Here is a 23,015-nt window from a genome sequence, read left to right on the forward strand (position 1 = left end):
AACTGACCTTGACAGTACATGAGCCCAATCTTGGAAACCGTGTCAGAGTTTGCAACAGAGCCAATTATAATCTGCCGATCTATGATCCGCTGTGGGCCGCGATCCAGGATCATGATCTGGCGATCACCTATCATGTCGGCACCTCGAAGGATCCGCGCGGCGCCAGGGGCAATGGCGGGGCGATCATAAACTATGTGGTCCATGCGCTGGCGCCAACGATGGAGCCGATCGTCAACATGTGCTCCTCCGGAGTGTTCGAACGCCACCCGAAGCTGCGCGTGGCGACGATCGAGGCGAATGCAGGCTGGGTGCCGTGGATGCTCCAGTCGATGGACGAGGGCTACAAGAAGCATCACATGTGGGTGCGTCCCAAGATGAAGATGCTGCCGAGCGAATATTACCGCGCGAACTGCTTCGCCTCCTTCGGCGAGGACGAGGCGGCGCTCCGGATGTGTGATGCCTACAAGCTGCAGGATTGCCTGATGTGGGCGAACGACTACCCGCATCATGAGGGATCCTGGCCGCATTCGGCAGAGGCGATCGAGCGGACATTCGATTCCTTTGTGGACGAGCCGACGCGGGCGAAGCTGTTGGGTCTGAACGCCGCCCGGATGTTCAGGTTCGACGTTCCCGCCGAATATACGGCGCGCCATGCCGGATGAGGTGCGGATCGGGGACAAGTCTGACGGCACATTGGAGTTAGTGGAGCGGCGAGAGCGCCGTGACCTGCCTGAAGATGCTCAGGCTCTGTCCCGTCTGCTGGCGGAGCGCTTCAGCTGCCGGGCCTTTCGCCCCGAACCCGTGCCGCGTGCCACCATCGAGGCGATGCTCGAACTGGCCCAGATGACCCCGTCCTGGTGCAATTCGCAGCCTTGGGAAGTGATCGTTACCGACGGCGCGGCCACCGATCGCCTGCGCACCGCGCTGTTCGATCACGCGTCGAAAGCCGATTACCCGGCCGATACCGGCTATGAGCCCGATGTCGAATTCCCCCAGGCCTATCGCGGGGCTCCGTTGCGCGATGCCGTACGATGGCAATGTTGGAGGAATCTATGAGCGTCGACCGCCTCGATGAGCTGATCGCCAAGGACGAAATCCGGGATCTCCTGCACGCCTATTGTCATGCGAGCGACCGGGTCGATCTCGAGCTGCTTGAGGCTCTTTTCCATGCGGATGCCGAACTCGACTATGGCGTGTTCCAGGGAGGGCCGAAGGATTTCATCCGTCACTGCGAAGCGACGCTTCCGCGGTTCGAGGGGACGAGCCACACTCTCAGCAACATCACCATCAATGTGTCAGGTGATACCGCGTCCAGTCTCAGCTACATCACCGCGCTCCATTTCAATGGATCAGGTGATACCGGCCCGTTCGATATGGTCGGCTATGCCCGCTATGTCGATTATCATCAAAGAAGAGACGGCACCTGGAAGATAGCGCGGCGGACCGTGATCTACGACTGGACCACCATCACTGACAGCACGTTCAAATGGCCGAAAAGTTACATTCGGAATCTCGGCAAGCGTGGCCCCGACGATCTTGCCTGCCGGATTATCCCGGGGGCCGGGCTGTCCCGTGAATGAGGTCAAGGTCGGCATCATGCTGCCGACGCACGTTCCCCGCGAACAACCGTTCAGCACCAATCTGCTGGTCGAGACGGCACAATGGGCGGAGGCGCAAGGATTCGATACGCTCTGGGCTGGCGATCACATCGTGCACCCTTGGCAATTTCTTGAATCCTTGACCAGTCTGACGTGGGCAGCGGCCCATACTTCCAGGATCGAGATAGGCACCTGCGTATTGCTGCTGCCGATGCGACAACTGGCCGTGGTCGCCGCACAACTGTCGGCGCTGGCTGTCTTGTCGCAAGGCAGGTTCAAGCTCGGAATCGGCGTCGGCGGGGAATGGCCGCGGGAATGGCAAGCCGCAGGCATCTCACTGAAAGAGCGTGGAGCGCGGCTGGACGAAGCCATCCCGCTTTTGCGGCGGCTGTTCGCGGGGGAAGCCGTTGCATTTGAAGGCCGGTTCACGACCTTGCCCGATGTAACCCTGGGCCCGGCGCCGCCTCACATACCCTTTTATCTTGCTGGTCGCGCACCCGTCGCTCTGGCGCGTGCCGGGACGGCTGCCGATGGCTGGATAGGTTTTTTTCTGACGCCTAACGGGTTTGCGCGTGACAACAAGATCATTGATGAGGCGAGGCGCCAGGCCAATCGTCTCGATCAGTCGTTCCAGCGTGGAATGCTGCTGAACTTCCACATCGACAGCAGTGATGAAATCGCGGCTGAGAAGTCGCTGAATATGAATCTTGGGTTCCCACGGGAACTTAAGCTCGCCGGAAACACCCATCAATTGAAAGCGTTCGCACTCGCCGGTACGGCTCGGTGCATCATAGATCGACTGAAGCAATATATATCGGTCGGCTGCAACATGTTCAGCCTTGCTCCAATGGACAAGCGGGATAGAGAATACAGAGAGCAGCTGCAAATATTGGCGAATGAAATACTTCCGGAAATAAGATAATGTTTAAACGAACGTACGTTTCATAGTATAATATACATTTTCAATGCTTCTGGAAAATGCAGAATGATGAGAGCCGTAATTATTACGGTTTAGTAAGAGCACTCGCGGGTCAAGCAACATCAGCGGCCTTAGTTCTCTTTTGAAAGCGTTTTCCAGAGCTGCCATCGGTGAGGTGCTTCGCGTCGCCGTTGAAGACGCGAAGCAGACTTTCATCACGACCAGGACAATGAACATGCCTCGCGACCACAGGCTGGAGTCCGATCCGTCGGCGTTGCTCTGGCCGAAAGTACGCTGCCATCAACCTTGTCGATTTGGATCGTCCATTATGAAGACTCCGGCTGTCGATATGCCTCCCCGGGAGCGTCTGGAGAAGTTTATTCAATAGCCGTTTTCGCCGTTTTTCTGCGGATTTTTGAGGTGGTCTTGGTTGATAATACCAAACGCTGTCGGATGTCTCGGGAAAGCTATTTGCGACGCCACCGCTATTGGACAAGCGCTTGCGTGCTAAGTATTTGAAAACGCTTGGTGACCCCTACGGTTAGATCACCTGTTGTGCAATAGAACTCAGATCGTCTCAACTATTTGAAAACGCTTGATTCGTGTTTCGAGCACTATAGCACGGTGTATCAACCGATGCCGCAATATCGCGCCTAAAATGTGGTACGGTCTGGCGTCGCGCAAAAGGAATTTTGCTGTGGCTTTGACTGCGCTCAAGGTCCGCAATGCCGGTCCCGGCCGGTATGCCGACATTCATGGTCTCTACCTCGTCGTTCGCAAAAGTGGTTCGCGCTCCTGGGTGCTTCGAATGCAACACAAAGGCAAGCGCCGCGATTTCGGTCTCGGGCCAGTTCATGACGTGTCACTTGCCGATGCACGAAGCCTGGCGGCCGACATCAGGCGCATGATTCGCAACGGCATCGATCCGGTGACAGAGAGAGGGCTCCAGAGGAAAGCCGCCCCAACCTTTGAGACAGTCGCCCGGCGCTGCTATGAAGCGATGCGAGGCGGATGGAAGGATCAGCGCCATGCTTCGTGGATATCGAGCTTCGAGAACCACATCTTTCCGACGATCGGCAGCAAGCGGGTCGATGAGATCGACACCGCTGCCGTGCTCGGGGTGCTGGAGCCGATCTGGCTGACCATCCCGGACACGGCGCGAAGGCTGTTCCAGCGAATCGGCGCGATCCTCGACTACGCCCATGTCAAAGGCTGGATCGCAGAGGAGGTGTCGCTGCGGTCCGTGCGGCGTGGTCTGCCCCGCCAAACCAACAAGGCCCAGCATCGCATAGCGATGCCCTATCAGCAGATTCCGGATTTCATGGACACGCTCTTCGCGTTGCCGCCCTCGGTCGGACGCGATGCTCTCAAGCTCACGATATTGACGGCGGTACGGTCGAACGAGACCCGGCTTGCCATCTGGAGCGAGTTTGATCTTGAAAAGGGCATCTGGTCGATCCCGGCGACTCGCATGAAGATGAAGGAGCCGCATGTCGTGCCGCTGGCACTAGCCGCGTTGAGCTTGCTCAAGCGGCTTCATGGGGACGCGCTGTATGAACTGGATGGCAAGCACAGCGAGAAACTGGCCATGCTGCAATCCAAGTTCGTGTTCGCAGGCAGCACGGGCAAGCCGATCAGCGACATGACCATGACCAAGGTTCTGCGCGACATGAAGATCGTGGCCATCACGGTTCATGGGTTTCGGTCAAGTTTCACCGATTGGGCGGCCGAACAGACCGACACGGCCAAGGAGATCGCGGACAAGGCCTTGGCGCATAAAGTGGCGAATGCTGTCGAGGCCGCATATCGGCGAACCGACTTCTTCGACAAGCGCCGCGTGCTGATGAAGCTTTGGGCGACCTATCTGACCGGCTGCGCGGACAATGACCAGGACGCAGGACCGCCGTCCAATGCGAAAGCGAAGGAATTGGCGCGCGCTGTTTGAGTGCGCTCTGCCTTGAAAACATTCCCTGAAAGGAATATGTGGCATGAGTTGGGATGTCGCGTTTGACGCGGAGTTCCTAGCGTGGCTGCAAGGTCAGGACGATCGCATTCGTATCGCGATCTTCCAGCGCGTGGAATTGCTTGCGCAGATCGGCCCGAGCCTTGGGCGTCCGCATGTCGATACGCTGCAAGGGTCGGCACATTCCAACATGAAGGAGTTGCGTGTGCAGATCGGCGGTGAGCCCTGGCGGATATTTTTCGCCTTCGATCCGAAGCGGTCGGCGATCTTGCTGGTTGGTGGCAACAAGGCCGGCGACAAGCGCTTCTATGACGTAAACATTCCAATCGCCGATGCGCGTTACACGCGTCATCTGGCGAGCCTGGACGGAGACAAATGATGGCGGTGCGGTGGGAAGATGTGAAGGCGGCGATGCCGCCACAGGAGCGCGCCGAGATCGAACAGGGCGGTCAGGAGCTCGCGGCGGAATATCTATCGCTGCGCGAGCTTCGGAAGGCGCGACGGCTGTCGCAGCAGGCGGTCGCTGAGAAGCTTCACACCAATCAGGCCGGCGTCTCGAAGATCGAAAAGCGCGCCGATCTCATGCTTTCGACGCTGCGCGGCTATGTCGAGGCGGCGGGCGGAAGTCTGGAACTTGTCGCGCGCTTCCCCGATGCACCTCCGGTCAGGATTGACCAGATGCGCGATCTTGGAAAGCGTGCTGAGTGACGCCCCTTGGGAAAGGGACGTCACCTCGCTTACGCTCGGATATATCTGCGTTGCCGAGCCTCCTCGGCATAGCTGCTGAGCGGCTTGTCGGCCTCAAAATACAGGTCGCGTTCGACCTTGAGGCCGAGAGGACCACGCACGCTCTTAAATTCCGTGAGGGAGAAGCTGCCCAACTCAGGACATTGGCAGCCCAAATCCGCCAAGCCGAAGGCCACTGACGGATCAGTGCAATCAAGTTCGGTGATAAGCCACGTGCAGTTCGCATCCGGAATGAAGCTTCACGACAGGGAGCGGGTCATGAAAGACACTCAGGAGCGTCTTGCGATCATTGACGAGAAGCTGCTGGCGTTGTGTGTTGGTGATGAGGGTCATTTGAAATCTCCATGTGAGAGGTGGCCCCCGGCCGATTGCCGGGGCGGGCGCGTCACCGCGACCAGATGAGTTGAAAGGTCTCGCCGTCCTAGGCTGCGATCAGGGTCGCGTAGATCGGGTTCGGAAAGGTCGGATCGTCGAACTTGACCGAGAAATAGTCGCGGACGGCAGTCGAGTGTTTGTGCCAAACCGCGCCGCACTCGATCGAGCCTGCGACCAGCCGATAATCGGGAGCCTTGTCGTTCTCCCGCGTCGGATTGTGGATCATCCGGGCGGTGAGCTTGAGGGTCAGGGTGTTAATCTCGCCAACGAAGCTGTCGTCATCGGCGGAGTATTTGAAGGTTCCAATACCAGCCATCGTCTGTCTCCTGCTTCTAGCCCGCGCTCATCGCGGCCTCGTGGCGGTTCGCAGGGCAGGGCGAGCGCCGACCCGGAGGGCAGGAGCGAAGCGGCGGACGGCCGAGACACGATTTTCTTGGATTTGCGCGGAATGGGCGGGCACCGCCCAGGGAAAGAAAATTGATGATCGGTCGTTGCGGCTCAGCCGATCGAGGCGCAAGCCGTCCGTGTCCAAATCCGCCATGGAGGGAGGACGTGATGATGTGGGCAATGGCGTCGAGCCAGTCGCGCAGCTCGTCGACGATCGGCCTGGATCGCGCTTGGCGGACGGCAAGACGCTCCTCCGGCCTGCGGCCCGGATCTCGCGCGCGGCGGCCCCCTGGTGCTGGCCTACTGCATGGCGCACGTACGGCGCTACTTCTTCGACCGGCCGCAAGGGCGCGGGCGCGCCGATCGCCACCGAAACGCCGCGCTGGCGCTGGTGTGGACAAGAGCCTGAAATGAACGCATTGAGAAAGGGCAGCAGCAGCATTATGCTGATCGGATAGGCGTTCACTGGCGTCATGTGCGTACGTTGAGCCGGGTGCCGTATCTGACGGTCACGTGGGTGAACAAGTTTTTGAAACATCGAATTGAAAACCGCCGCAGCTATTGAATTAACATGAGATGCACACCCGGAAATCGATGTTGTGACAATCCAGTGTCGAATTCTGAAATATGAGATAACGATCATGCCCAAATTTATCGAAGTTCTGGAGAATATTGAGCATAGTCTTGGCCGGGATATATGCACATGTGAGCATAAGATTGTCGTGTATCTTTATGATTACGGTCCATCGCCAGCCAGAGCCATTCGCCCTTTCTGTACCGGATCGACCAGCAAGTTCTTTGATGCGCTGAGTAAGCTCGCCGCATGCGGAGTGCTGGAAGTCATCGACGAGCAGGCGAAGATCAGAATTTATCGGCTTGCCAACGAAATAGCGGAGATGATCGATCGTCAAATGCTGGATCTGAATGACTGGTTTATGTCAGACTCCAAGGACCACACGTCTTCGTTCAGCAAAGAAATGCGCCATTCACACGATATCGTAAGAAATCGCTTTAAATCTCATACATTTTATTGCGACTATCAAATAATAAGATATCTGTACGAGATGAAGAGACTTTCCTCTTCAGAGCTTCGTGATTTATGCTCGTGGTCCAGCACGATATTCTACACATCGATTGAATCGATCGTTGAGGCCGGGCTCGTCATCAAGGCGCATAATCCGAGCGACAAACGGCGGGTTTCCTATCGCCTTTCACGCCGAACCCGAAAAATGCTGGATGCCGATCTGGGCATGTTCCGGTCTTGGTATATCAGCAAGTTGAACGTCGCCAAATTGCCTGTGGATATGGCCGACAGACTGGTCAACTGATCGGGCGCATACCTTATGTCATGCTGCGGCAACGGCGACTGCGACGGCTCCCATGCGCGGGATACCCGAAATTGGGTCATGGTCCACATCCATGCGCAGCAGCCTGTTCACGTTCGTGCCAACCGCGAATGGATCATCGTCTTCCTCAGGGGCGGCGCCATATCCATGACTGATCGAGACCACGCCCGGCCGTAACGTGTCGTCGCTCGCCAGAACCGCCTTCACCTCGCCGTATCGCGATCTGATCGAAATGAGGCTGCCCGGCTGAAGGCCGAGCCTGTCGAGATCGTCGGGGGCCATGTATGCAGGATTATATCTCATCTTGTGAATACCGGGAACGCGGCGATGCATCGAATTGACGATAGCATCATTTCGTCGCGTAATGAGCCGAAAGCGATAAGGATCCCGGTCGTCAGCGCCCACGGACTCCGCTGCTACGCCTGCGAGTTCCTCCAACATAAAGGCATCGGCTATATTGAGCCGGTCGCGACAGTCCGGATCGCGTGGCCCCACGATCTGCTGTGCCGACCTATAGATCTTGCCGGTGGGATGGCGTCGAACCTCATCAAGTGGTACGCCCGATCCCCGCAGCACCAGATCGATCACTTCGTCGGACGAAGGTTCCCCGTCTCCATATTGAGACGGTGTTCCATCAACGCCGAATAATTGCAGAGGGCGGCCCATTTCCCGAGCGACACGATAGAAGAGCTGCCATTCCTCGATCAGATCGGATTCCGCAGGTGGATCGAGCAGCGCCGGAGTATATTGGGCATAAGGCACGTCCCAGCCATAGCCATGATGCAGATTTTTGGTGATCTCCACGAGCTGCGTCGTTGCCGGCGTTTCAAGTATCTGCTTTGTCGCCAGCACATAATGGGCAAGGCGGGCCGTTTCCGAAAATTCGACATTGGGGATGACGAGAAGCTCAAGCTTTGACATGGCTTCATGCGCCAGCGCCGAATCCGGCCATGCGGCTAGGGGGTTTCCGAGGCATATCAGCGCGCGTATTCGCCCTTCACCGGGCGTGAGGATCTCCTCAGGAAGGCCGCTGGTGGGAAATCCGGCCACGGATTGTTTCAGATCGCGTACCCTGAGCGATGCGCCTGTAAAGGCGCCCCAGGGCGCCAAGGGCTGCGCTTTCGGTTCGACCTTCGCGGTGAGAACGGCGGAAGCAGTGAACATGTCGCCCGCGCGCGGCCAGAAACCCCGGATCGATTGGAGGCAGAGGAGCAGATAGAAGCAAAGATTACCATGCCCGGTCATGCTGATGCCGGTGCCGCCTGCAATATATGCCTTGCGCGCTTCACCCAATATCCTGGCCGCTTCGTGCAGATCGTCGGCGCTTATACCCGCTCGTGCAGCCACATATTGCGGATTGAACGGTTCGACGGCGCGAGCAAGCTGATCAAAGCCATCAACATTTTCGGCCAGAAATGCTTGATCGATCGCGCCGTCAGCGATCAGCAGGCGAACGAGCCCGGCGAGCACGGATACATCCTCGCCAGGGCGAATCTGGAGGTGAATATGGGCTCGCCGGGCCGTCTCGGTACTCCGCGGATCGATGACGATCAGCTTCATCCCGGCATTCACGCCATCCTTGAGTTGGCGGGCCGGATTTTGGGATAGGTATTGCTTAGAGATGACAGGGTTGCCGCCGACGATCAAAGCCGCGTCGGCCTCTGCGGACGCTATCCGGCCTCCCAGCCACTTTCCGTGAAGCGCGTTCGCAATCGGCAATCCGGGCTGATCCAGGGTGGCGGCGGAGAAGCTCATGGGCGATCCGATCGCGTTCATGAACGATGCCGCGACGCTCGACAGCACCGGATAGGGAACGACCGAATTGCCATAATAGAGCGCAATCGAGCGTGGCCCATGCTCTTCTAGCAGGCGCGACAATTTATTCCCTATTTCGGTGATCGCCTGGTCCGTACCGATGCGATGATGCCGTCCATCCGCTTCTTTTTTCAGGCTGAACAGCAAGCGATCCGGGTTGAGATGGATTTTGGGAAGCGATCTGCCTTTGACGCAGGTATAGCCGCCGTAAAGAGGCGTTGAACGATCTCCCATCACGCGGACAGGCAGTCCTTCGTTGAATTCTATCGTTGTAGGACAAGAAGCGGTGCACAAGCGACAGAATGTCGATGCGGTCTTCATCATCCCTCCTCTTCCTGATTATAATGAGACGCCATTGCGCGGTTTCGCGCAGCCCGCGCCATCCCTCAGCATTGAGGGAATTAGGTGGGTTAGGCGTGGCGCTCGTCCGCAAGATGCCATCACAGAAAGATTCTCTGTGATGGCATCCGCTGCGAACCACGAGGGACACAAATAATCAATTCATCTGGGAATCTTTAGATCGAACACCTCAATCGCGGTTTCGCCGAGTATTTTCTTTGCGTAGACCGGGCCAACCCGTTGGACGATATCGTTCACGACTTTCTCGGTGTAACCGTGACTGCCCTCATTATGAGGATAATCGGTGGCCCACATCACGCGATCGGCACCGATATAATCGATGAGGTCAAATCCCACCTGATCGGCCATGAACGTGGCGTAGCAATGCTCTCGCCAATATTCGGTCGGCCTGCGCTTGATTTTGGGATCGAGGAATCGACCCCAGCTATCGAAGATCATCTCGGCATCCTGCAGCGCTCCGGGAACCCAGTTGATTCCCGCCTCGGCAAAAACAACTCTGAGCGTGGGATGGCGATCAAAGATGCCGCCGAAGATCATATCGCCGAGGCTGCGCCGGAAAGGCATGAACGTCGCGAGCAACCCGGCCCCGACGCCCCCCGGCCCCTCCAGATTAGGATTTTCCCCGATATGGTAAGTGATTGGCAGGTGGCAATCCTCCGCCGCGGACCACATATCGTCGAGATCATCCGTCGCGTAGTTCACCTTGACGCCGGCGGGACTGTTGCCTGCGTTCACCGGCAGCATCGCAGCTTTCAGACCAAGGCGCTTGATATGCTCGATGGAGGCAGCGGCCTTAGCGCTATCCCAGTAGACCGGTATGCCTACTCCGTGGAACCTGCCGCCCGATTCTTTTTCGAGGTCGGCGAGATATTCGTTGTAGATTCTGAACAGCCACTCGCGCATCTCCAGGTCCGGATGGTGGAGGTATAACATCAGCCATTGCGGATAGACGATTTCCATGGAGACGCCGTCATCGTCAAGATCGGCCATGCGCGCCTTGAGATCGCGAAAACCAGGTCGATTGAAACTTGCCAGCAGCTCTTCAATGGGACCGGCCAGAAGGTTTTCATGCCGGATCCCGATGCACAGATTGCCACGCTCGTCGATCCAGATCCGCGGCATGCGATCCTTGAGCGCGGCGGGCGCGCGCTCGTAGAATATATCTTCGGTGATGTTCCAGTGGCTATCGCTCGAAACGAGCACTGTTCCCTCGGGCAGCCCAGCGGAACGTCCCTTGAGTGTGCGATTGAGAGAGACCTCAAGATCCTCCAGCGCCATCATTCGCGGTGACTTCTGGGTGAGAGTACTCATAACCAATGTTTCTCCTAAAAGGGCAGCCCGCTTTCGCGTTTGGCCAGGGAAAACTGTCCAGGCATGCCGACTTCTGCTTCATCCGCATTTCGTCGACTGACATGCTAATCGTCCGATGCCGAAACTTCTATAGCGGCGCGAAATAACCATGTCAACGGCGGTCGGATTTTAGGCCAGCGTGGCGGAGTAAAAGTAGGCCACTGATTGTGGCGCGGATGATATGCAAAGGGCCCCGATCGGGGCCCTTTGCATATTTGGCGTTTTCGGCGGGGGGCTGGAGGCGGCGTGGGCGGCCTGGTTTTACTCCGCCCCGGCAGCGCGGCGGCGGCGCGCAGACTGCTGGAGGCGATAGCTGTCACCGTTCATGGTGAGGATGCTGACGTGATGGGTGAGCCGATCGAGCAGCGCGCCGGTGAGGCGCTCCGAGCCCAGAACCTGTGTCCAGTCCTCGAACGGGAGGTTGGACGTGACGATCGTCGATCCCCGCTCGTAGCGCTGCGAGAAGGTCTCGAACAACAGTTCTGCGCCGGTTGGCGAGAGGGGGACGTAGCCCAGCTCATCGACGATGAGCAGCTTCACCGCCGCCAGCTCGCGCTGCATCCTTAGCAGCCGCTTTTCGTCCCTGGCCTCCATCAACTGGTTCACCAGCGCCGCAGCGGTCGTGAACGCGACCGTGAAGCCTTTCTGGCAGGCCGCCAGCCCCAGGGCGAGCGCCACGTGGGTCTTGCCCGTCCCGCTGTTGCCCAGCGCGATGATGTTCTCCCGCCGCAGGATATATTCACCCCGCGCCAGTTCCAGCACGAGCATCTTGTTGAGGCTGGGGATGGCGGTGAAGTCGAAGCTGTCGAGGCTTTTCACCGCCGGGAACCGGGCGGCCCGGATTCGGCGCTCGACTGTGCGGCGTTCCCGGTCGATCAGTTCCAGCTCGATGAGGCGCAGCAGGTAGCGGCTATGGTCGACGCCGTCGCGCGCACATTCCCGGGCCAGCTTCTCATATTCGCGCAGCACCGTGGGCAGCTTGAGCTGCTTGAGATGATGCGCGAGCAGAACCTGCGGCGTGCCCGCCGTAGTGCCGGCGGGCATCTTGTCCTCGTTCGCCCGGCTCATGCCGCCAGCCCCGGCACGAGCGCGGTATAGTCGGCGGCGCACGTCGTCTTCACCTCCATCCTGGGGAGGTGGGGATAGGCCGCCAGATCGAGCCGGGCGGGTCGGCGCTCAATGCGCGCCAGCGCGATCTGCTTGACCGCGTCGAAGCCGATGGCGCCGATATGGATCGCCTCGTTCACCGCAAAGGTGACCACTTCCATCGGAATCGCCTCGAGCAGGCGCAGAACCTGGATGAACTCGCGTTTGCCCTTGTTGCCCATCCGCCCCTCAAGAAGGTGACGCAGATGCTGGAACACCTCGGGCAAGGCCCAGTCCTGTAGCGCGGCGGCCTGATCGAGCGCATTGGGCTTGGTCTCGATCAGCGCCAGATAATGGAGCGGGTTCGCCACGAACATGGCCTCGCCATAACAGCGGGGATGCCGGGCGATCTCCTCGCCGCCGCACAGGATTACGACCGCGTCGACGAAGCCCTTCACTACGACGTCCTGGAAGCCGTAACGGGTGGGCACCGAGTAGTCGTTGGTCCGGTAGCGCACCAGCGCGGTCGAGGACACGCGCGCACTGCGCGTCTCGCAAGGCTCGAACGCCCCCGCCGGCAAGGGGCGCATCGCCGCCAGATCGGCCAGCAGCCGTGCGCCGATCGTCTCGCTGTGGCGGCCCGCCCGCTCTTCCTGCCGGGCACGGCAGCGACGCTCCAGTTCGGCGTTGAAGGCATCGTAGCTCGCCGCGTGCGGGATAGGCACCATGAAGTGTGACCGGGCATGCTTCACCAGGCCTTCGACCTTCCCCTTGTCGTTGCCTTTGCCGGGACGCCCGAACCGATCCGTGAACAGATAGTGGCTGACCAGCCCGGTAAAGGCCTGCGTGCGCTCGCGCTTGCCGTCGCCGCAGATCTTCGCAACCGCGATCTTCGTGTTATCGTACAGGATCGAGCACGGCACCCCGCCAAAGAAGGCGAACGCTGACACGTGCCCATCGAGGAAGGCCTCGGTCGTCTCCGCAGGATAGGCCTTTACGAAGCAGGCATCCGATTGCGGCAGGTCCATACAGAAAAAGTGAACCTTCTGACGAACGCCGTCGATCACCCCCACCGCTTCGCCAAAATCCACCTGCGCGTGTCCCGGTGGGTGCGCCAGCGGCACGAACGTCTCGCGGCCCCGCGCCCGGCATTGCCGGACATAATCCTTCACCACCGTGTAGCCGCCGCCATAGCCATGCTCATCGCGCAGCCGCTCGAAGATCCGCTTGGCTGTGTGCCGCTGCTTCAGCGGAGCAACTCGGTCTTCTCCCAGTATCGCGTCAATCACCGGAAGTAATGGACCAAGCTTTGGCTTCGCCACAGGCTTCGTGCGCGTGTACCCCGGCGGCAGCGAGAACCGGCACATCTTCGATATCGTCTCGCGGCTCAGGCCGAACACCTTCGCCGCCTCGCGCTGACTGTTCCCTTCCACAAACACAAAGCGCCGAACTGCTGCGTAACTCTCCACGGCAAACATCCCCGGCCGCTCCCAAAAAGAGCAACCCTACCAATGGCTGGTTTTTACACCGCCGCGCTCAGCAAATCGCCGACGCTCCACTGGCCTGGTTTGTCACCGCCCTCCACAAACGACAGCTTCCGCTTCAAGAACAGCTCCACTCAATCCAGCCAACCCAGGAAGGAGAAGACCAAGCAGTTATCCACATCCTGAACCACCAACTTCAACCAACCGGGTGGGTCAAGTTTCGATGGAAACCCTGGGTCACATTTGCGTGGAAATCAACACCCCACTCTTCGACTGTCTTGTAGTTCAAGACATGGTCAGCTCCCAATTCAGCCAACCGAGCTGCCTTGCTCCAGCTCGACGTGGTAGCGATGACTCTCGCGCCCATCGCCTTTGCAAACTGCAATGCGAAGAGGGCCACACCACCCGTTCCTTGAGTCAAAACGGTGTCGCCGGCTCGGACTCCCTGCAGCGCCGACCAAGCTGTAACCGCAGCGCAGGGCAAGGTCGCCGCTTCCTCAAAGCTGAGATGGTCTGGAATGCCAACCAATGCCTCCGCCGAAACGACCTTGTACTCGGTAAGCCAGCCCTCGTGATGCGCAACCCACTGCTGGGTTGCCTGGTTGAATTTGCCAGCGTAGAGGTTCGGGAAGAAGCTGTTGGCGACGCGGTCTCCCTTCTTAAATCGCGATACGCCTTCGCCAACAGCCACCACCTCGCCAGCGCCATCCGAGAGGGGAACTTGGTCGTCTGGAATCGGCAGGGGGTACCACCCGTTGGCGATGATCAAGTCGCGGAAGTTGATGGCGCTGGCGCGCACGTGGACCAAGACCTGACCGTGTCCAGGTGTCGGAATAGCCTCTTCAGTCAGTCGAGCCACGTTGGCGCTGCCTGGCTTGGTCAGTCGGTATGAATGCATTCTCTTATTCGTCATTTGATGAGCCTTTCGACCTGATTGGTTTGTAGGCTCAGAGAATGCCGTCACCCTTACTGTTTCACAATACAACGCAATTTGCACGGGTTGTTTAAATGAATTCATCAATAGACAAGTCGGCCTTCGATGGAATGGCCGTATTCCTGGTGGTGGCTGAGCTGCGCGGATTCAGGGCTGCTGGCAAGCGTCTGGGGCTTACACCTTCGGCTATAAGTCACGCGATCCGAACACTTGAAGAGCGCGTCGGTGCGCCGTTGTTCGTTCGAACAACTCGAAGCGTGAGACTGACGGAAGCCGGCGCTAGGCTGGCGTCACACGCGAAACCGGCGATGGAAATGTTGAAGGATGGGCTCGACGCAGCGGCGGGACTAGGGGCTGAAGTCAGTGGCCGTCTGCGCATAAACGCACCGAGAGCCTGTCTTCCGCTTTTGGTTAACCGCCTCCTGCCTGATTTTCTGGAGGCTTATCCGAAGCTGCAGCTCGAGCTGGTAGGCGAGGACAACCTCATCGACATTGTCAAAGACGGCTTTGATGCGGGTATACGGCTAGGGAACTTCGTCCAGCAGGACATGGTGTCACTCTGGCTGACTCCTCCCGAGCCATATGTTGTTGTCGGTACCCCTGACTTTTTTGCCAGACATGGGCGGCCCGTGAAGCCTGAGGATTTGAAGGAGTTTCGATGCATTGAACTTCGAAGAAACGATGACGCGGTTGCCCGCTGGCAGTTTTTGGTGGATACCGAGCCGGTCGATGTGCAGGTCGGTGGTGCGCTCATCGCCAATGATGTCGACACTTGCCTTCGAGCAGCGCTCAAAGGATCAGGGTTATTTCGTCTACCTAGATCAATCGCGATGAACTATGTGTGGGCCGGGCTCCTGGAGAGCGTCCTCGACAAATTTTCAACGGGGATCCCTGGACTGGCGCTGTACTACCCTAGCCGAAGCCAGTCGTTGCCAAAGCTCCGCGCGTTCATAGACTTTGCGACGCCTCGTATGAGACGTGACTTCCAGCGCGATGACTACAACATTTCCCCTTCTGCGCTTCGCGAACGGGCAATTTCTCCTGGAAAGATTCCCACATGACGGGGCGTCAGATTCCCTAGCCAACTAGTGTTCAGAGGCGCCGGAACGACTGGTTCTGGCTAAACCGAGATTTGGGCCTTTCTATTGCCGACTGTGGGCATCAACGCTCGGAACTAGGAAACTTCAGCTATCCGCTGGTGTCATTTTCTTCCGTTCCGCGCGCCTCAACGGGTCGAGTACATATGCGCTTCAAGTAGTTTTTTCCGCAGTCGTGATTGCACTACGCTTTGGTCGATGACCTAGTACGCCGGCTGAATGGAGGCATCGGGCGGAGAGCCAGCTGGCTAGGCAAGCTATCGACATCGGTACTGTTGGCTGCAGCGATCCAATCATTTCCACGACAAAGACCACTGCGTATATGGGCAATCGCAGCACGCCTGCGACTGCTGCGCCCATCCCGAGAAGTGCGCCGCTCTCAGCTGGTGCGCCGGTTTCTACCGCGAAGAATGCCCCCGCCATTGCACCGCCAAGCATTACTGGGGAGAAGTAGCCACCGGCGACAGAACTGCGAAGGCATACGGCCGCAATTAGCAGCGGTGCGGCGAGTAGTAGTAGCTCGCCCTGAGCAGTCGATGGCGCGTTCCCCATAAGTACGTGGTGAAGCCTTGTGTCTATAGGAGCTGACAAAGGCCAGAATGCAATCCAGGCTGCAACGTTTACCCCAATCGCCAACGCTGCCCTCGCGGGCGACCTCACTCTAGGAGTCGTGTTCCAAACTAGTGTGATGGCAGTGCACATCCAAGTGAAGCCAGCGGAAACAACCCCCAGCATGACGCCAGTGAGAAAAGCTTGACCCGGGAGCACTGGACTGTAGGCGACGCCCCAACCCGTGGGCCCAGTTGAGTCCAGCAACAGCGCGTGCACTAGAACTCCCGCCGCACTGCCTAGAAGCGCTGCAACTGCCGAAGATCTGGAGGGGAACGCCCGCAGCAGTTCTAGCGCCAAGACGATCGCAGAGAAAGGCATGCCAAACATTGCGGAAACAGCCGCGCTTACGGCAGCGATGGTCGCAAGTCGATGATCTAGCAACCAAGGTGTGCGTGTGCGTATCCATACGCTGACCGTCGTCGCAAGCACGATCGCTGGGCCCTCCTTTCCGACTCCAAGGCCAGCCCCGAAGTTCAGGGCACCCATGAGCGCACTGCAAAAACCCGTCTTGACCTGCCAGTGAGAAAATCCGCAGCGCGCTTGTTCGACGAATGTCACTAAGCCATAGGGGGTTTGCGCACGGAGAAGTTGCAACGTCCACGCGTTTCCCACAACTAGCACCATGCCAAAGACAACGGCCCAGGTTGACGCACCCAAAGTCGCGGCCATAAAACCAGCCGCGCCAGTGACTCCAACAATCAGAAGCTGAAGTGCGGCGGCCGCAAACGCGGCGACTATTGCAACAGAGGCGAGCGCCGCCATTGCGCCGGCCCCAGTGCTCACACTACTGCCCTGGTGGTGCTCCGAACAACGGCGGTGCATAACCAGGCTGTTCGAGGGTCGGAATCTCCACGCCTTTGGTGTCAATGTCCTTCTTGGCATGGGTCCCCACAAGCTGTGGAAACGCAATGAGCGCACCCACCATCAAGAGCTGAATGACCAGATACGGAGCAGCACCCCAGTAGATGTCCGATGACGTTACCGATTTCGGGGCCACGCTGCGAAGGTAGAACAGCGCGAAACCGAAAGGCGGATGGATGAAGGATGTTTGCATGTTGACTGCAAGCACGACTGCGAACCAAACTAAGTCGATGCCAAGTTTGTCGGCAACCGGCGTGAGCAGCGGGATGAGGATGAATGCCAGCTCGAAGAAGTCGAGAAAGAATGCGAGCAGGAAGACCAATATGTTCACAACAACAAGAAATCCAACCTGACCGCCTGGCAAGCTAGCGAACAGATGCTCGACCAAGCGATCGCCGTCAATGCCACGGAATGTCAGACCGAAAACCGTTGAACCGACAAGAATGAAGATGACAAATGTCGTGAGCTTGACCGTTCCTTCGCTGGCCTGCCACACCATTTTGAAGTTGAGGCGCCGCTTCATTGCTGCCAGTGCAAGTGCCCCCACTGCACCCATGGCACCTCCTTCCGTCGGAGTAGCGATTCCGAAGAAGATGGTTCCGAGCACCAGGAAGATGAGTATGACGGGCGGGACCAGGACGAAGATGACCCGGCCTAGAAGTTGCCAGCCACGCGTCGTCCGAGCTTCCAAAGGTAAGGCTGGCACCTTTGCGGGCCAAATGATGCTTATGGCGAAGATGTACAGCGCATATAGGCCTGTCAGCACTAGGGATGGTAGTAGTGAACCTTCATAGACATCGCCAACGGATATTCCCATTTGATCCGCCAGTACGATCAGCACGAGGCTTGGTGGGATGATCTGAGCCAACGTCCCAGATGCAGCGATTACGCCGCAGGCAACGGGAATGTCGTAGCGGTATCTCATCATCAGCGGCAAAGAGATCAGTCCCATCGAGATGACCGAGGCAGCCACAACGCCGGTTGTCGCAGCAAGCATGGCTCCGACAAAGATTACGGCATAGGCAAGGCCACCACGGATCGGACCAAATAGCTGCCCGATAGTGTCGAGCAAGTCTTCCGCCATACCCGAGCGCTCCAAGAGGAGACCCATAAACGTAAAGAATGGAATCGCGAGTAGAGTCTCGTTACGCATGATCCCAAACACGCGGTCGGGCAGGGCGTACAGGAGGTCGAACGTAAGTTGGCCGAGCGCTATACCGATTGCGCCAAAAAGCAAGCCCACCGCAGACAATGCAAATGCAACTGGCGCGCCCGTCAACAAAAACAGAACCAATGTGACGAACATTGCAACGACGATGACTTCAGACATGGTCGACCTCCGCACGATCGGCTGGGGCCATCCCCGGCACAGGTGACTGGTCTTGCGCGGCTGGATAGTCACCGGTACGAATGGCGTTCACCCGCTTGAGAATTTCGGATACACCCTGCAACGCAAGCAATGCCATACCTAGCGGCACCAAAATCTTGACCGGCCACCGAATCAGTCCACCGACGTCTGAGGACATCTCCCGTTCAGTAAAAGAAGTTGCGAAGAATGGCCACCCCATCCAAGTCAACAAGCATGCAAACGGCAACAAAAACAACAACAAGGTAATGAGATCTATGAGGGCTTGTCCTCTCGGGCTGAACCGATGCAGGATGATGTCAATCCTCACGTGCGAGTTATGCTTGAGTGCATAGCTGGCCCCCAAAAGAAAAATGGCTGAGAACAGATACCACTGGATTTCAAGCAGTCCATTGGAGCTGTAGTTGAACGCGTAGCGGGCGATGGCGTTGCCGGCGCTAAGTGCTACAAGCGGCACCACGAGCGCTAAGGCAACAACCCCCGCAAAGTCAGACAACCTGTCGATTGCGCGCACAATCAACGGTTGCTTGTAGCTTGGCTTCATAGTTGTGGATTGAGTCCGTTGAACTGATCAGCGCGCTTGGTAGAGCGTGAAGTTGTCAAGAGGGCTCTCCGCGACCCGGAACCACGACCCCACACCCAGTCGGAATGCGGTGTAGCTGTCGTAAAGGCGTTTGAAATCGGCGCTTTTAGCGGATTCCTCTGCCATCACCTGCTTGGTAGCTACCCAAGCGGCGTCCATAATCTCTTTCGAGAAGCTTCGGAGTTGCACGCCTTGCGCGATGAGTCGTTTCAGAGCCTCAGGATTGGCAGCGTCGTACGCTGCGGGCACCTTGGTATAGGCTTCAAAGCACGCCACTTCTAGCGCTTCTCGAAATTGCGCAGGGAGGGCCTCCCAGGCCTTGAGGTTCACGATGACGGGAAAGCTTGCGGTCGGCTCCCAGAACGCGGGCGAGTAATAGAACTTTGCGACTTTGTAGAAGCCCAGTTTCTCGTCGTCGTAGGGTACGGACCACTCAGCAGCATCGATCGTGCCTCGCTCTAGTGCCGGGTAGATGTCGCCGCCGGACAGCTGTTGCGGAATCACGCCAAGCTTGGCCATGATCGCGCCCCCTAGGCCAGGTATGCGCATCTTCTTGCCCTTTAGGTCAGCCAACGTCTTCACCTCGGCGCGCCACCAGCCACCCATCTGCGTTCCCGTATGGCCTGCTGGAAAGTTGATGCAGTTGAACTTCTTGTATACCTGTCTTGTCAGTTCCAGGCCTCCTCCATTCAACATCCATGCGTTGTGTTGACGCACGCCCATTCCGAAGGGGAGACATGTGTCAATGGCCAGCGCGCTTTCTTTGCCCCCGTAGTAGTAGCCTGCGGTGTACCCACACTCAATCGTGCCTTGCTCGACCGCGTCGAGAACCTGCAGTCCTGGCACGATCTCTCCGGGTGGACTGCCCGCGATGATTGGTCCGGTTGCATGATTAGCTGATCCGCATTTCCGATGCCAGCCTGGGCGGGAGGCGCAGCGCAGCGGAGCCGAGCGACCAGGCTGGCATCTTGATCGTTTCCGGGGCCGGTGGGCGGTAGCCAAGACTGCTGTGCGGCCTTAGCCGGTTGTAATGATCACGCCACCAGCCGGTGACGCAGCGGACCTCCTCAAGGCTGTAGAAGATCTCGCCATTGAGCAGCTCGTCACGCAGACGGGCGTTGAAGCTCTCGATATAACCATTCTCCCAAGGGCTGCCGGGTTCGATGTACAGGGTGGTGACGCCGAGCCTACCCAGCCATTCCCGCACCGCATGAGCGACGAATTCGGGGCCGTTGTCGGACCGGATATGCTCAGGCGGACCATGTTCGATGAACAGATCGGCCAGCACGTCGATGACGTCGTTGGATCGGAACCGCCGGAGCGGCACCATCGCCAGGCACTCCCGGCTGAACTCGTCGATGATGTTGAGCACCCGGAACTTGCGTCCGTTGCGCGTCTGGTCCTCGACGAAGTCATACGACCACACATGCCCGCGATGCTGCGGGCGCAGCCGGATGCATGATCCATCGCCCAACCAGAGTCGACGTCGCTTCGGCTGCCTCTTCGGCACTTTGAGACCCTCCCGCCGCCAGATCCGCTCCACCACCGATAGGCTGACCTGCCAGCCTGCGTGGCCGAGCAAGGCATGAATGCGGCGATAGCCGTACCGGCCATAATCCTTGGCCAGCGCGACGATATCGGCCGTCAGACGCCGCTCGTCGGCATCATCTTTCGGACGATGTCGCTGTGTCGAACGATGCTGGATCAGAACACGGCAGGTCCGCCGCTCCGATACCGGAAGAACACGACGGACCTGCTCGATCGCCTCGCGGCGACGGGAGGGGCTCAAAAAGTCAGCTTCGACGCCTCCTGAAGGATCGCTTTATCCAGCGCGAGGTCTGCAACCAGCTTCTTCAGCTGTGCATTCTCCCGCTCCAGATCCTTCATCCGACGCACCTGGTCGACCTTCAGGCCACCATATTCCTTACGCCATCTATAGAGCGTCTGTTCGGCAATCCCGATCTGCCGGCAAGCCTCGACGGCGGTCCCGCCCCGCCCAACAATCACATCCACTTCACGCAGCTTCGCGATGATCTGCTCCGGCGTAAAACGCTGACGTCCCATATAATTCTCCAATCCGTTCGCCCAAACGGGCTCTCTTCAGAATTGGACCAATTTTCTCAAGGCAGACCATGCACACTTAATTCACTGCCAATCTGCGCCAAGGGCGCGCACTGCCCATAATCTCCTTCGCAGTCAGACTCGCTGGGCGACGAACTTCACTAAGTCGTCCAACGAGCGTCCCTCTGCGTGAGCCCGCACGCCAAGTTGCTCCATCGGCTGGGCAGTGCGGTTGACCCAAAAGGTCGTGTAGCCAAACCACGTAGCTCCAGCGATATCCCAGCCGTTCGAGGATGCAAAGAGGATTTCTTCGGGCCTGAAGCCAAGCGCGTCAGGGCCTAGCTGGTACGCCTCTGGCGCCGTCTTGAAGCGTTGAACTGAGTCGACGCTCAACAGATGATCAAAGTGTGAGCCGAGGCCAGCGGCGGACACTGCATCGGCGAGCATCTCTGGGTCTCCGTTGGACAGGATTGCGAGGGGAAGTCCCATCGCATTCAGGCGCTTTAGAGCACCGCTGTTCTCGTCGTACGCCTTCAGTCGGCGGTATTGATCAAGTAGCTCTGCTCGTTGCGGAGGGGTCACAGTCAGGTTCAGGCGAAGACAGGCAAATGTGAGTGCGTCTTCGGTCACCTGCCAGAACGAGACGTACTTGTCGCAAAGTGTTCGGAGTCTCGTGTACTCGATTTGTTTGTCGCGCCAGAGCTGCGCGAGGGTTTCGCCTCGCCCGGGGAAAAATCGGTCGGCTGTGGCACCAACCGAGTAAACGTCGAATAGCGTGCCGTAGGCATCGAATGCAACTGCCTTAAGCGGCGGGTGAAAGTTCGCCATCCATGTCTCCTTCCTACCTGTGGGTGAACGCCTTTTGAAGACGCCCCGGAAGGTTGCCATAGCGGCTTTACATGAGTAAAGTTGAATCTTTTAACGAATGCATAAGCGGTTGAAACCTATGGCCAAGCATCTGGAGCTAGACGTGTTGCGCACTTTCGAGGCGGTTGTACGAGAGGGCAGCTTTGCTCGGGCTGCCGAGCGAATGTGTCTGACAGCGCCCGCCATAAGTTTGCAAATGAAGCGGCTTGACGCCGTGCTTGGGGGAGACGTTTTTTACAAGGACGGACGCGGGAAAAGTCTTACGGATAAGGGTCAACGGCTCCTTGAGCATGCGCGCCGCATGCTGCACTTGAATGATCTGGCACTCAGCGAGTTCACTCAGACCAATTTCCGTGGCAGGGTTCGCTTAGGCGTTGCGCAGGACTTTGCCGAAGGCGCACTGATCATGTTGCTACGCGAGATTCAGGATGCTCATAGAGAGGTACAGATCGATCTTGTGGTCGACCTAAACCGGCGCATTCATGCCGCGTTTGAAAGAGGCGAACTGGACGTGGCGATCGCAACGTCTGATCCGCTAGGGGAGCCCTTAGGCGAGAGCCTTTTGGATACAGAGCTCATTTGGATTGCCGCGCGGGATTTCAAGCTGACTCCTGGTGCGCCACTTCCGCTAGTCCTATTTCCGGAGCCCTGCATTGTTCGTGACATCGTGCTGCGTGCGCTTGTAGAACATGGCATCTCGTGGAGACCAGCTTGTGTCAGCACCAGCCTAGAGGGGTTACTCAGTGCGACCAAAGCTGGTCTGGGCATAACAGTTCGTTCACCTCAGCAGCTGACGCGAGACCTCGTGAAGGTATCGCCAGGTTTGGGCCTACCGATGCTTCCCGACGTAAGTGTCGCCATGCGTATCAACGATAACGGGCCGTCTTCACAAGCCTTAACTCGTCACATTGCAGAATTGGTTCGCAATGTGGTGCTAGTCGAGGCAGCTCGGGTAGTGCGACCGCTAGACGATGTTGTTGGTCACGACGCTGTTGAAGCTTTCTCGGTTCCAAAATGCGCTGTCAAAGACGATATGGGGCAGCCGATTGGTCGTCCGGACCGCGAACGAATGGGATCCCGTGGTGGGACCGCTGAACTTGCGTAGACCGTTGAACAAAGCTGCCATGAAGGTCCTTTTTTAGGCTGGTCTAAAAAGGTAGTAAGCGCTTCATGCGCCTCTAGCGCTGCGCAATCGCTGATTCAG

At 58.1% G+C, this 23,015-nt stretch carries 25 protein-coding genes; 11 read left to right on the forward strand and 14 right to left on the reverse strand.

The window, feature by feature from the left end; genetic code table 11:
* The first annotated feature begins 8 nt into the window (after window positions 1–8).
* The 7 genes from BSL82_RS18365 (at window position 9) to BSL82_RS18395 (ending at window position 5,188) form a co-directional block, all read left to right on the forward strand.
* Window positions 9–662, forward strand: coding sequence for an amidohydrolase family protein (locus tag BSL82_RS18365; protein ID WP_072598987.1), 654 nt, complete (start codon window positions 9–11; stop codon window positions 660–662).
* Window positions 652–1,056 carry a nitroreductase family protein gene (locus BSL82_RS21640; RefSeq protein ID WP_083579381.1) on the forward strand — a complete coding sequence of 135 codons (405 nt, stop codon included), beginning with the start codon at window positions 652–654 and terminating at the stop codon, window positions 1,054–1,056. The genes BSL82_RS18365 and BSL82_RS21640 overlap by 11 nt, the downstream gene beginning before the upstream one ends.
* Window positions 1,053–1,580, forward strand: coding sequence for a nuclear transport factor 2 family protein (locus BSL82_RS18375; protein ID WP_072598988.1), 528 nt, complete (start codon window positions 1,053–1,055; stop codon window positions 1,578–1,580). Before BSL82_RS21640 ends, BSL82_RS18375 begins: the two co-directional genes overlap by 4 nt.
* Window positions 1,573–2,520 carry an LLM class flavin-dependent oxidoreductase gene (locus BSL82_RS18380; RefSeq protein ID WP_072598989.1) on the forward strand — a complete coding sequence of 316 codons (948 nt, stop codon included), beginning with the start codon at window positions 1,573–1,575 and terminating at the stop codon, window positions 2,518–2,520. Before BSL82_RS18375 ends, BSL82_RS18380 begins: the two co-directional genes overlap by 8 nt.
* 694 nt (window positions 2,521–3,214) lie before the next feature.
* Window positions 3,215–4,462 (forward strand): tyrosine-type recombinase/integrase, encoded by a 1,248-nt coding sequence (locus BSL82_RS18385; protein ID WP_072598990.1) that lies wholly within the window; start codon window positions 3,215–3,217, stop codon window positions 4,460–4,462.
* A gap of 43 nt (window positions 4,463–4,505) precedes the next feature.
* Window positions 4,506–4,859, forward strand: a complete 354-nt coding sequence (locus tag BSL82_RS18390; protein WP_072598991.1) for a type II toxin-antitoxin system RelE/ParE family toxin — start codon at window positions 4,506–4,508, stop codon at window positions 4,857–4,859.
* Window positions 4,859–5,188, forward strand: a complete 330-nt coding sequence (locus BSL82_RS18395; protein ID WP_072598992.1) for a helix-turn-helix domain-containing protein — start codon at window positions 4,859–4,861, stop codon at window positions 5,186–5,188. Before BSL82_RS18390 ends, BSL82_RS18395 begins: the two co-directional genes overlap by 1 nt.
* A 29-nt stretch (window positions 5,189–5,217) precedes the next feature.
* Here the strand turns inward: BSL82_RS18395 and BSL82_RS21870 are convergent, their stop codons facing one another.
* The 3 genes from BSL82_RS21870 to BSL82_RS18405 form a co-directional block, all read right to left on the reverse strand.
* Window positions 5,218–5,403, reverse strand: a complete 186-nt coding sequence (locus BSL82_RS21870; RefSeq protein ID WP_418361286.1) for a DUF2958 domain-containing protein — start codon at window positions 5,401–5,403, stop codon at window positions 5,218–5,220.
* Window positions 5,404–5,419: 16 nt separating this feature from the next.
* Window positions 5,420–5,560 (reverse strand): hypothetical protein, encoded by a 141-nt coding sequence (locus BSL82_RS21875; protein WP_418361287.1) that lies wholly within the window; start codon window positions 5,558–5,560, stop codon window positions 5,420–5,422.
* A gap of 88 nt (window positions 5,561–5,648) precedes the next feature.
* The gene (locus tag BSL82_RS18405) at window positions 5,649–5,918 is read right to left on the reverse strand and encodes a DUF736 domain-containing protein (RefSeq protein ID WP_072598993.1); all 270 of its coding nucleotides are present in this window, start codon (window positions 5,916–5,918) and stop codon (window positions 5,649–5,651) included.
* A 208-nt stretch (window positions 5,919–6,126) separates the two neighbouring features.
* Here BSL82_RS18405 and BSL82_RS18410 point away from each other — a divergent pair, with 208 nt between their 5' ends.
* Entirely contained in the window at window positions 6,127–6,447 is a 321-nt protein-coding gene (locus tag BSL82_RS18410; protein ID WP_158011138.1) for a hypothetical protein, read from the forward strand.
* A 183-nt stretch (window positions 6,448–6,630) separates the two neighbouring features.
* Window positions 6,631–7,317: a winged helix DNA-binding protein gene (locus tag BSL82_RS18415; protein WP_158011139.1), complete on the forward strand. Its 687-nt coding sequence runs from the start codon at window positions 6,631–6,633 to the stop codon at window positions 7,315–7,317.
* Between the two features lie 18 nt (window positions 7,318–7,335).
* Here BSL82_RS18415 and BSL82_RS18420 read toward each other — a convergent pair whose 3' ends face one another.
* The 5 genes from BSL82_RS18420 to BSL82_RS18440 form a co-directional block, all read right to left on the reverse strand.
* The gene (locus BSL82_RS18420; protein WP_072598996.1) at window positions 7,336–9,474 is read right to left on the reverse strand and encodes a molybdopterin-containing oxidoreductase family protein; all 2,139 of its coding nucleotides are present in this window, start codon (window positions 9,472–9,474) and stop codon (window positions 7,336–7,338) included.
* Window positions 9,475–9,651: 177 nt separating this feature from the next.
* Complete coding sequence (locus BSL82_RS18425; RefSeq protein WP_226998741.1) at window positions 9,652–10,791, reverse strand: amidohydrolase family protein; 1,140 nt, start codon at window positions 10,789–10,791, stop codon at window positions 9,652–9,654.
* A 330-nt stretch (window positions 10,792–11,121) separates the two neighbouring features.
* Window positions 11,122–11,904, reverse strand: a complete 783-nt coding sequence (gene istB, locus BSL82_RS18430; RefSeq protein WP_418361277.1) for an IS21-like element helper ATPase IstB — start codon at window positions 11,902–11,904, stop codon at window positions 11,122–11,124.
* 20 nt (window positions 11,905–11,924) lie between these two features.
* Complete coding sequence (istA, locus tag BSL82_RS18435; protein WP_072597400.1) at window positions 11,925–13,424, reverse strand: IS21 family transposase; 1,500 nt, start codon at window positions 13,422–13,424, stop codon at window positions 11,925–11,927.
* Between the two features lie 202 nt (window positions 13,425–13,626).
* Window positions 13,627–14,343: a zinc-dependent alcohol dehydrogenase family protein gene (locus BSL82_RS18440; protein ID WP_072598997.1), complete on the reverse strand. Its 717-nt coding sequence runs from the start codon at window positions 14,341–14,343 to the stop codon at window positions 13,627–13,629.
* A gap of 95 nt (window positions 14,344–14,438) precedes the next feature.
* Here BSL82_RS18440 and BSL82_RS18445 point away from each other — a divergent pair, with 95 nt between their 5' ends.
* Window positions 14,439–15,425: a LysR family transcriptional regulator gene (locus tag BSL82_RS18445; protein WP_083579385.1), complete on the forward strand. Its 987-nt coding sequence runs from the start codon at window positions 14,439–14,441 to the stop codon at window positions 15,423–15,425.
* 189 nt (window positions 15,426–15,614) lie between these two features.
* Here the strand turns inward: BSL82_RS18445 and BSL82_RS21880 are convergent, their stop codons facing one another.
* From BSL82_RS21880 to BSL82_RS18480, 6 genes are all read right to left on the reverse strand, one after another.
* A complete protein-coding gene (locus BSL82_RS21880; protein WP_083579386.1) occupies window positions 15,615–16,955 on the reverse strand; it encodes a chloride channel protein in 1,341 nt (446 codons plus the stop codon).
* Window positions 16,858–18,264 (reverse strand): TRAP transporter large permease, encoded by a 1,407-nt coding sequence (locus tag BSL82_RS18455; protein WP_072599000.1) that lies wholly within the window; start codon window positions 18,262–18,264, stop codon window positions 16,858–16,860. The genes BSL82_RS21880 and BSL82_RS18455 overlap by 98 nt, the downstream gene beginning before the upstream one ends.
* A complete protein-coding gene (locus BSL82_RS18460; RefSeq protein ID WP_072599001.1) occupies window positions 18,257–18,844 on the reverse strand; it encodes a TRAP transporter small permease subunit in 588 nt (195 codons plus the stop codon). Before BSL82_RS18460 ends, BSL82_RS18455 begins: the two co-directional genes overlap by 8 nt.
* 27 nt (window positions 18,845–18,871) lie before the next feature.
* Window positions 18,872–19,729, reverse strand: coding sequence for a TRAP transporter substrate-binding protein (locus tag BSL82_RS18465; protein ID WP_158011141.1), 858 nt, complete (start codon window positions 19,727–19,729; stop codon window positions 18,872–18,874).
* 46 nt (window positions 19,730–19,775) lie between these two features.
* A protein-coding gene (locus BSL82_RS18470) for an IS3 family transposase (RefSeq protein WP_377266715.1) occupies window positions 19,776–20,947 on the reverse strand; the annotation gives its coding sequence in 2 pieces (ribosomal slippage) (window positions 19,776–20,674 and window positions 20,674–20,947; 1,173 coding nt in all).
* 132 nt (window positions 20,948–21,079) lie between these two features.
* Window positions 21,080–21,772, reverse strand: coding sequence for a haloacid dehalogenase type II (locus tag BSL82_RS18480; protein ID WP_030540859.1), 693 nt, complete (start codon window positions 21,770–21,772; stop codon window positions 21,080–21,082).
* A 118-nt stretch (window positions 21,773–21,890) separates the two neighbouring features.
* Between BSL82_RS18480 and BSL82_RS18485 the strand changes: the two genes are divergently transcribed.
* The gene (locus BSL82_RS18485; RefSeq protein ID WP_072599003.1) at window positions 21,891–22,916 is read left to right on the forward strand and encodes a LysR substrate-binding domain-containing protein; all 1,026 of its coding nucleotides are present in this window, start codon (window positions 21,891–21,893) and stop codon (window positions 22,914–22,916) included.
* Window positions 22,917–23,015 lie beyond the last annotated feature (99 nt).

The sequence above is a fragment of the Tardibacter chloracetimidivorans genome (assembly GCF_001890385.1).
GTDB classification, from domain to species: domain Bacteria; phylum Pseudomonadota; class Alphaproteobacteria; order Sphingomonadales; family Sphingomonadaceae; genus Tardibacter; species Tardibacter chloracetimidivorans.

What these genes read in the sequence shown, in the direction of transcription:
- BSL82_RS18390 (WP_072598991.1), top strand. Translation starts at nt 4,506, where the DNA reads ATGAGTTGGGATGTCGCGTTTGACGCGGAGTTCCTAGCGTGGCTGCAA.
- BSL82_RS18460 (WP_072599001.1), bottom strand. Translation starts at nt 18,844, where the DNA reads ATGAAGCCAAGCTACAAGCAACCGTTGATTGTGCGCGCAATCGACAGG.
- istB (WP_418361277.1), bottom strand. Translation starts at nt 11,904, where the DNA reads ATGCCCGCCGGCACTACGGCGGGCACGCCGCAGGTTCTGCTCGCGCAT.
- BSL82_RS21640 (WP_083579381.1), top strand. Translation starts at nt 652, where the DNA reads ATGCCGGATGAGGTGCGGATCGGGGACAAGTCTGACGGCACATTGGAG.
- BSL82_RS18480 (WP_030540859.1), bottom strand. Translation starts at nt 21,772, where the DNA reads ATGGCGAACTTTCACCCGCCGCTTAAGGCAGTTGCATTCGATGCCTAC.
- BSL82_RS18405 (WP_072598993.1), bottom strand. Translation starts at nt 5,918, where the DNA reads ATGGCTGGTATTGGAACCTTCAAATACTCCGCCGATGACGACAGCTTC.
- BSL82_RS18420 (WP_072598996.1), bottom strand. Translation starts at nt 9,474, where the DNA reads ATGATGAAGACCGCATCGACATTCTGTCGCTTGTGCACCGCTTCTTGT.
- BSL82_RS21880 (WP_083579386.1), bottom strand. Translation starts at nt 16,955, where the DNA reads ATGCCAAGAAGGACATTGACACCAAAGGCGTGGAGATTCCGACCCTCG.
- BSL82_RS18455 (WP_072599000.1), bottom strand. Translation starts at nt 18,264, where the DNA reads ATGTCTGAAGTCATCGTCGTTGCAATGTTCGTCACATTGGTTCTGTTT.
- BSL82_RS18425 (WP_226998741.1), bottom strand. Translation starts at nt 10,791, where the DNA reads ATGATGGCGCTGGAGGATCTTGAGGTCTCTCTCAATCGCACACTCAAG.
- BSL82_RS18445 (WP_083579385.1), top strand. Translation starts at nt 14,439, where the DNA reads ATGAATTCATCAATAGACAAGTCGGCCTTCGATGGAATGGCCGTATTC.
- BSL82_RS21875 (WP_418361287.1), bottom strand. Translation starts at nt 5,560, where the DNA reads ATGACCCTCATCACCAACACACAACGCCAGCAGCTTCTCGTCAATGAT.
- BSL82_RS18395 (WP_072598992.1), top strand. Translation starts at nt 4,859, where the DNA reads ATGGCGGTGCGGTGGGAAGATGTGAAGGCGGCGATGCCGCCACAGGAG.
- BSL82_RS18440 (WP_072598997.1), bottom strand. Translation starts at nt 14,343, where the DNA reads ATGACGAATAAGAGAATGCATTCATACCGACTGACCAAGCCAGGCAGC.
- BSL82_RS18375 (WP_072598988.1), top strand. Translation starts at nt 1,053, where the DNA reads ATGAGCGTCGACCGCCTCGATGAGCTGATCGCCAAGGACGAAATCCGG.
- istA (WP_072597400.1), bottom strand. Translation starts at nt 13,424, where the DNA reads ATGTTTGCCGTGGAGAGTTACGCAGCAGTTCGGCGCTTTGTGTTTGTG.
- BSL82_RS18485 (WP_072599003.1), top strand. Translation starts at nt 21,891, where the DNA reads ATGGCCAAGCATCTGGAGCTAGACGTGTTGCGCACTTTCGAGGCGGTT.
- BSL82_RS18415 (WP_158011139.1), top strand. Translation starts at nt 6,631, where the DNA reads ATGCCCAAATTTATCGAAGTTCTGGAGAATATTGAGCATAGTCTTGGC.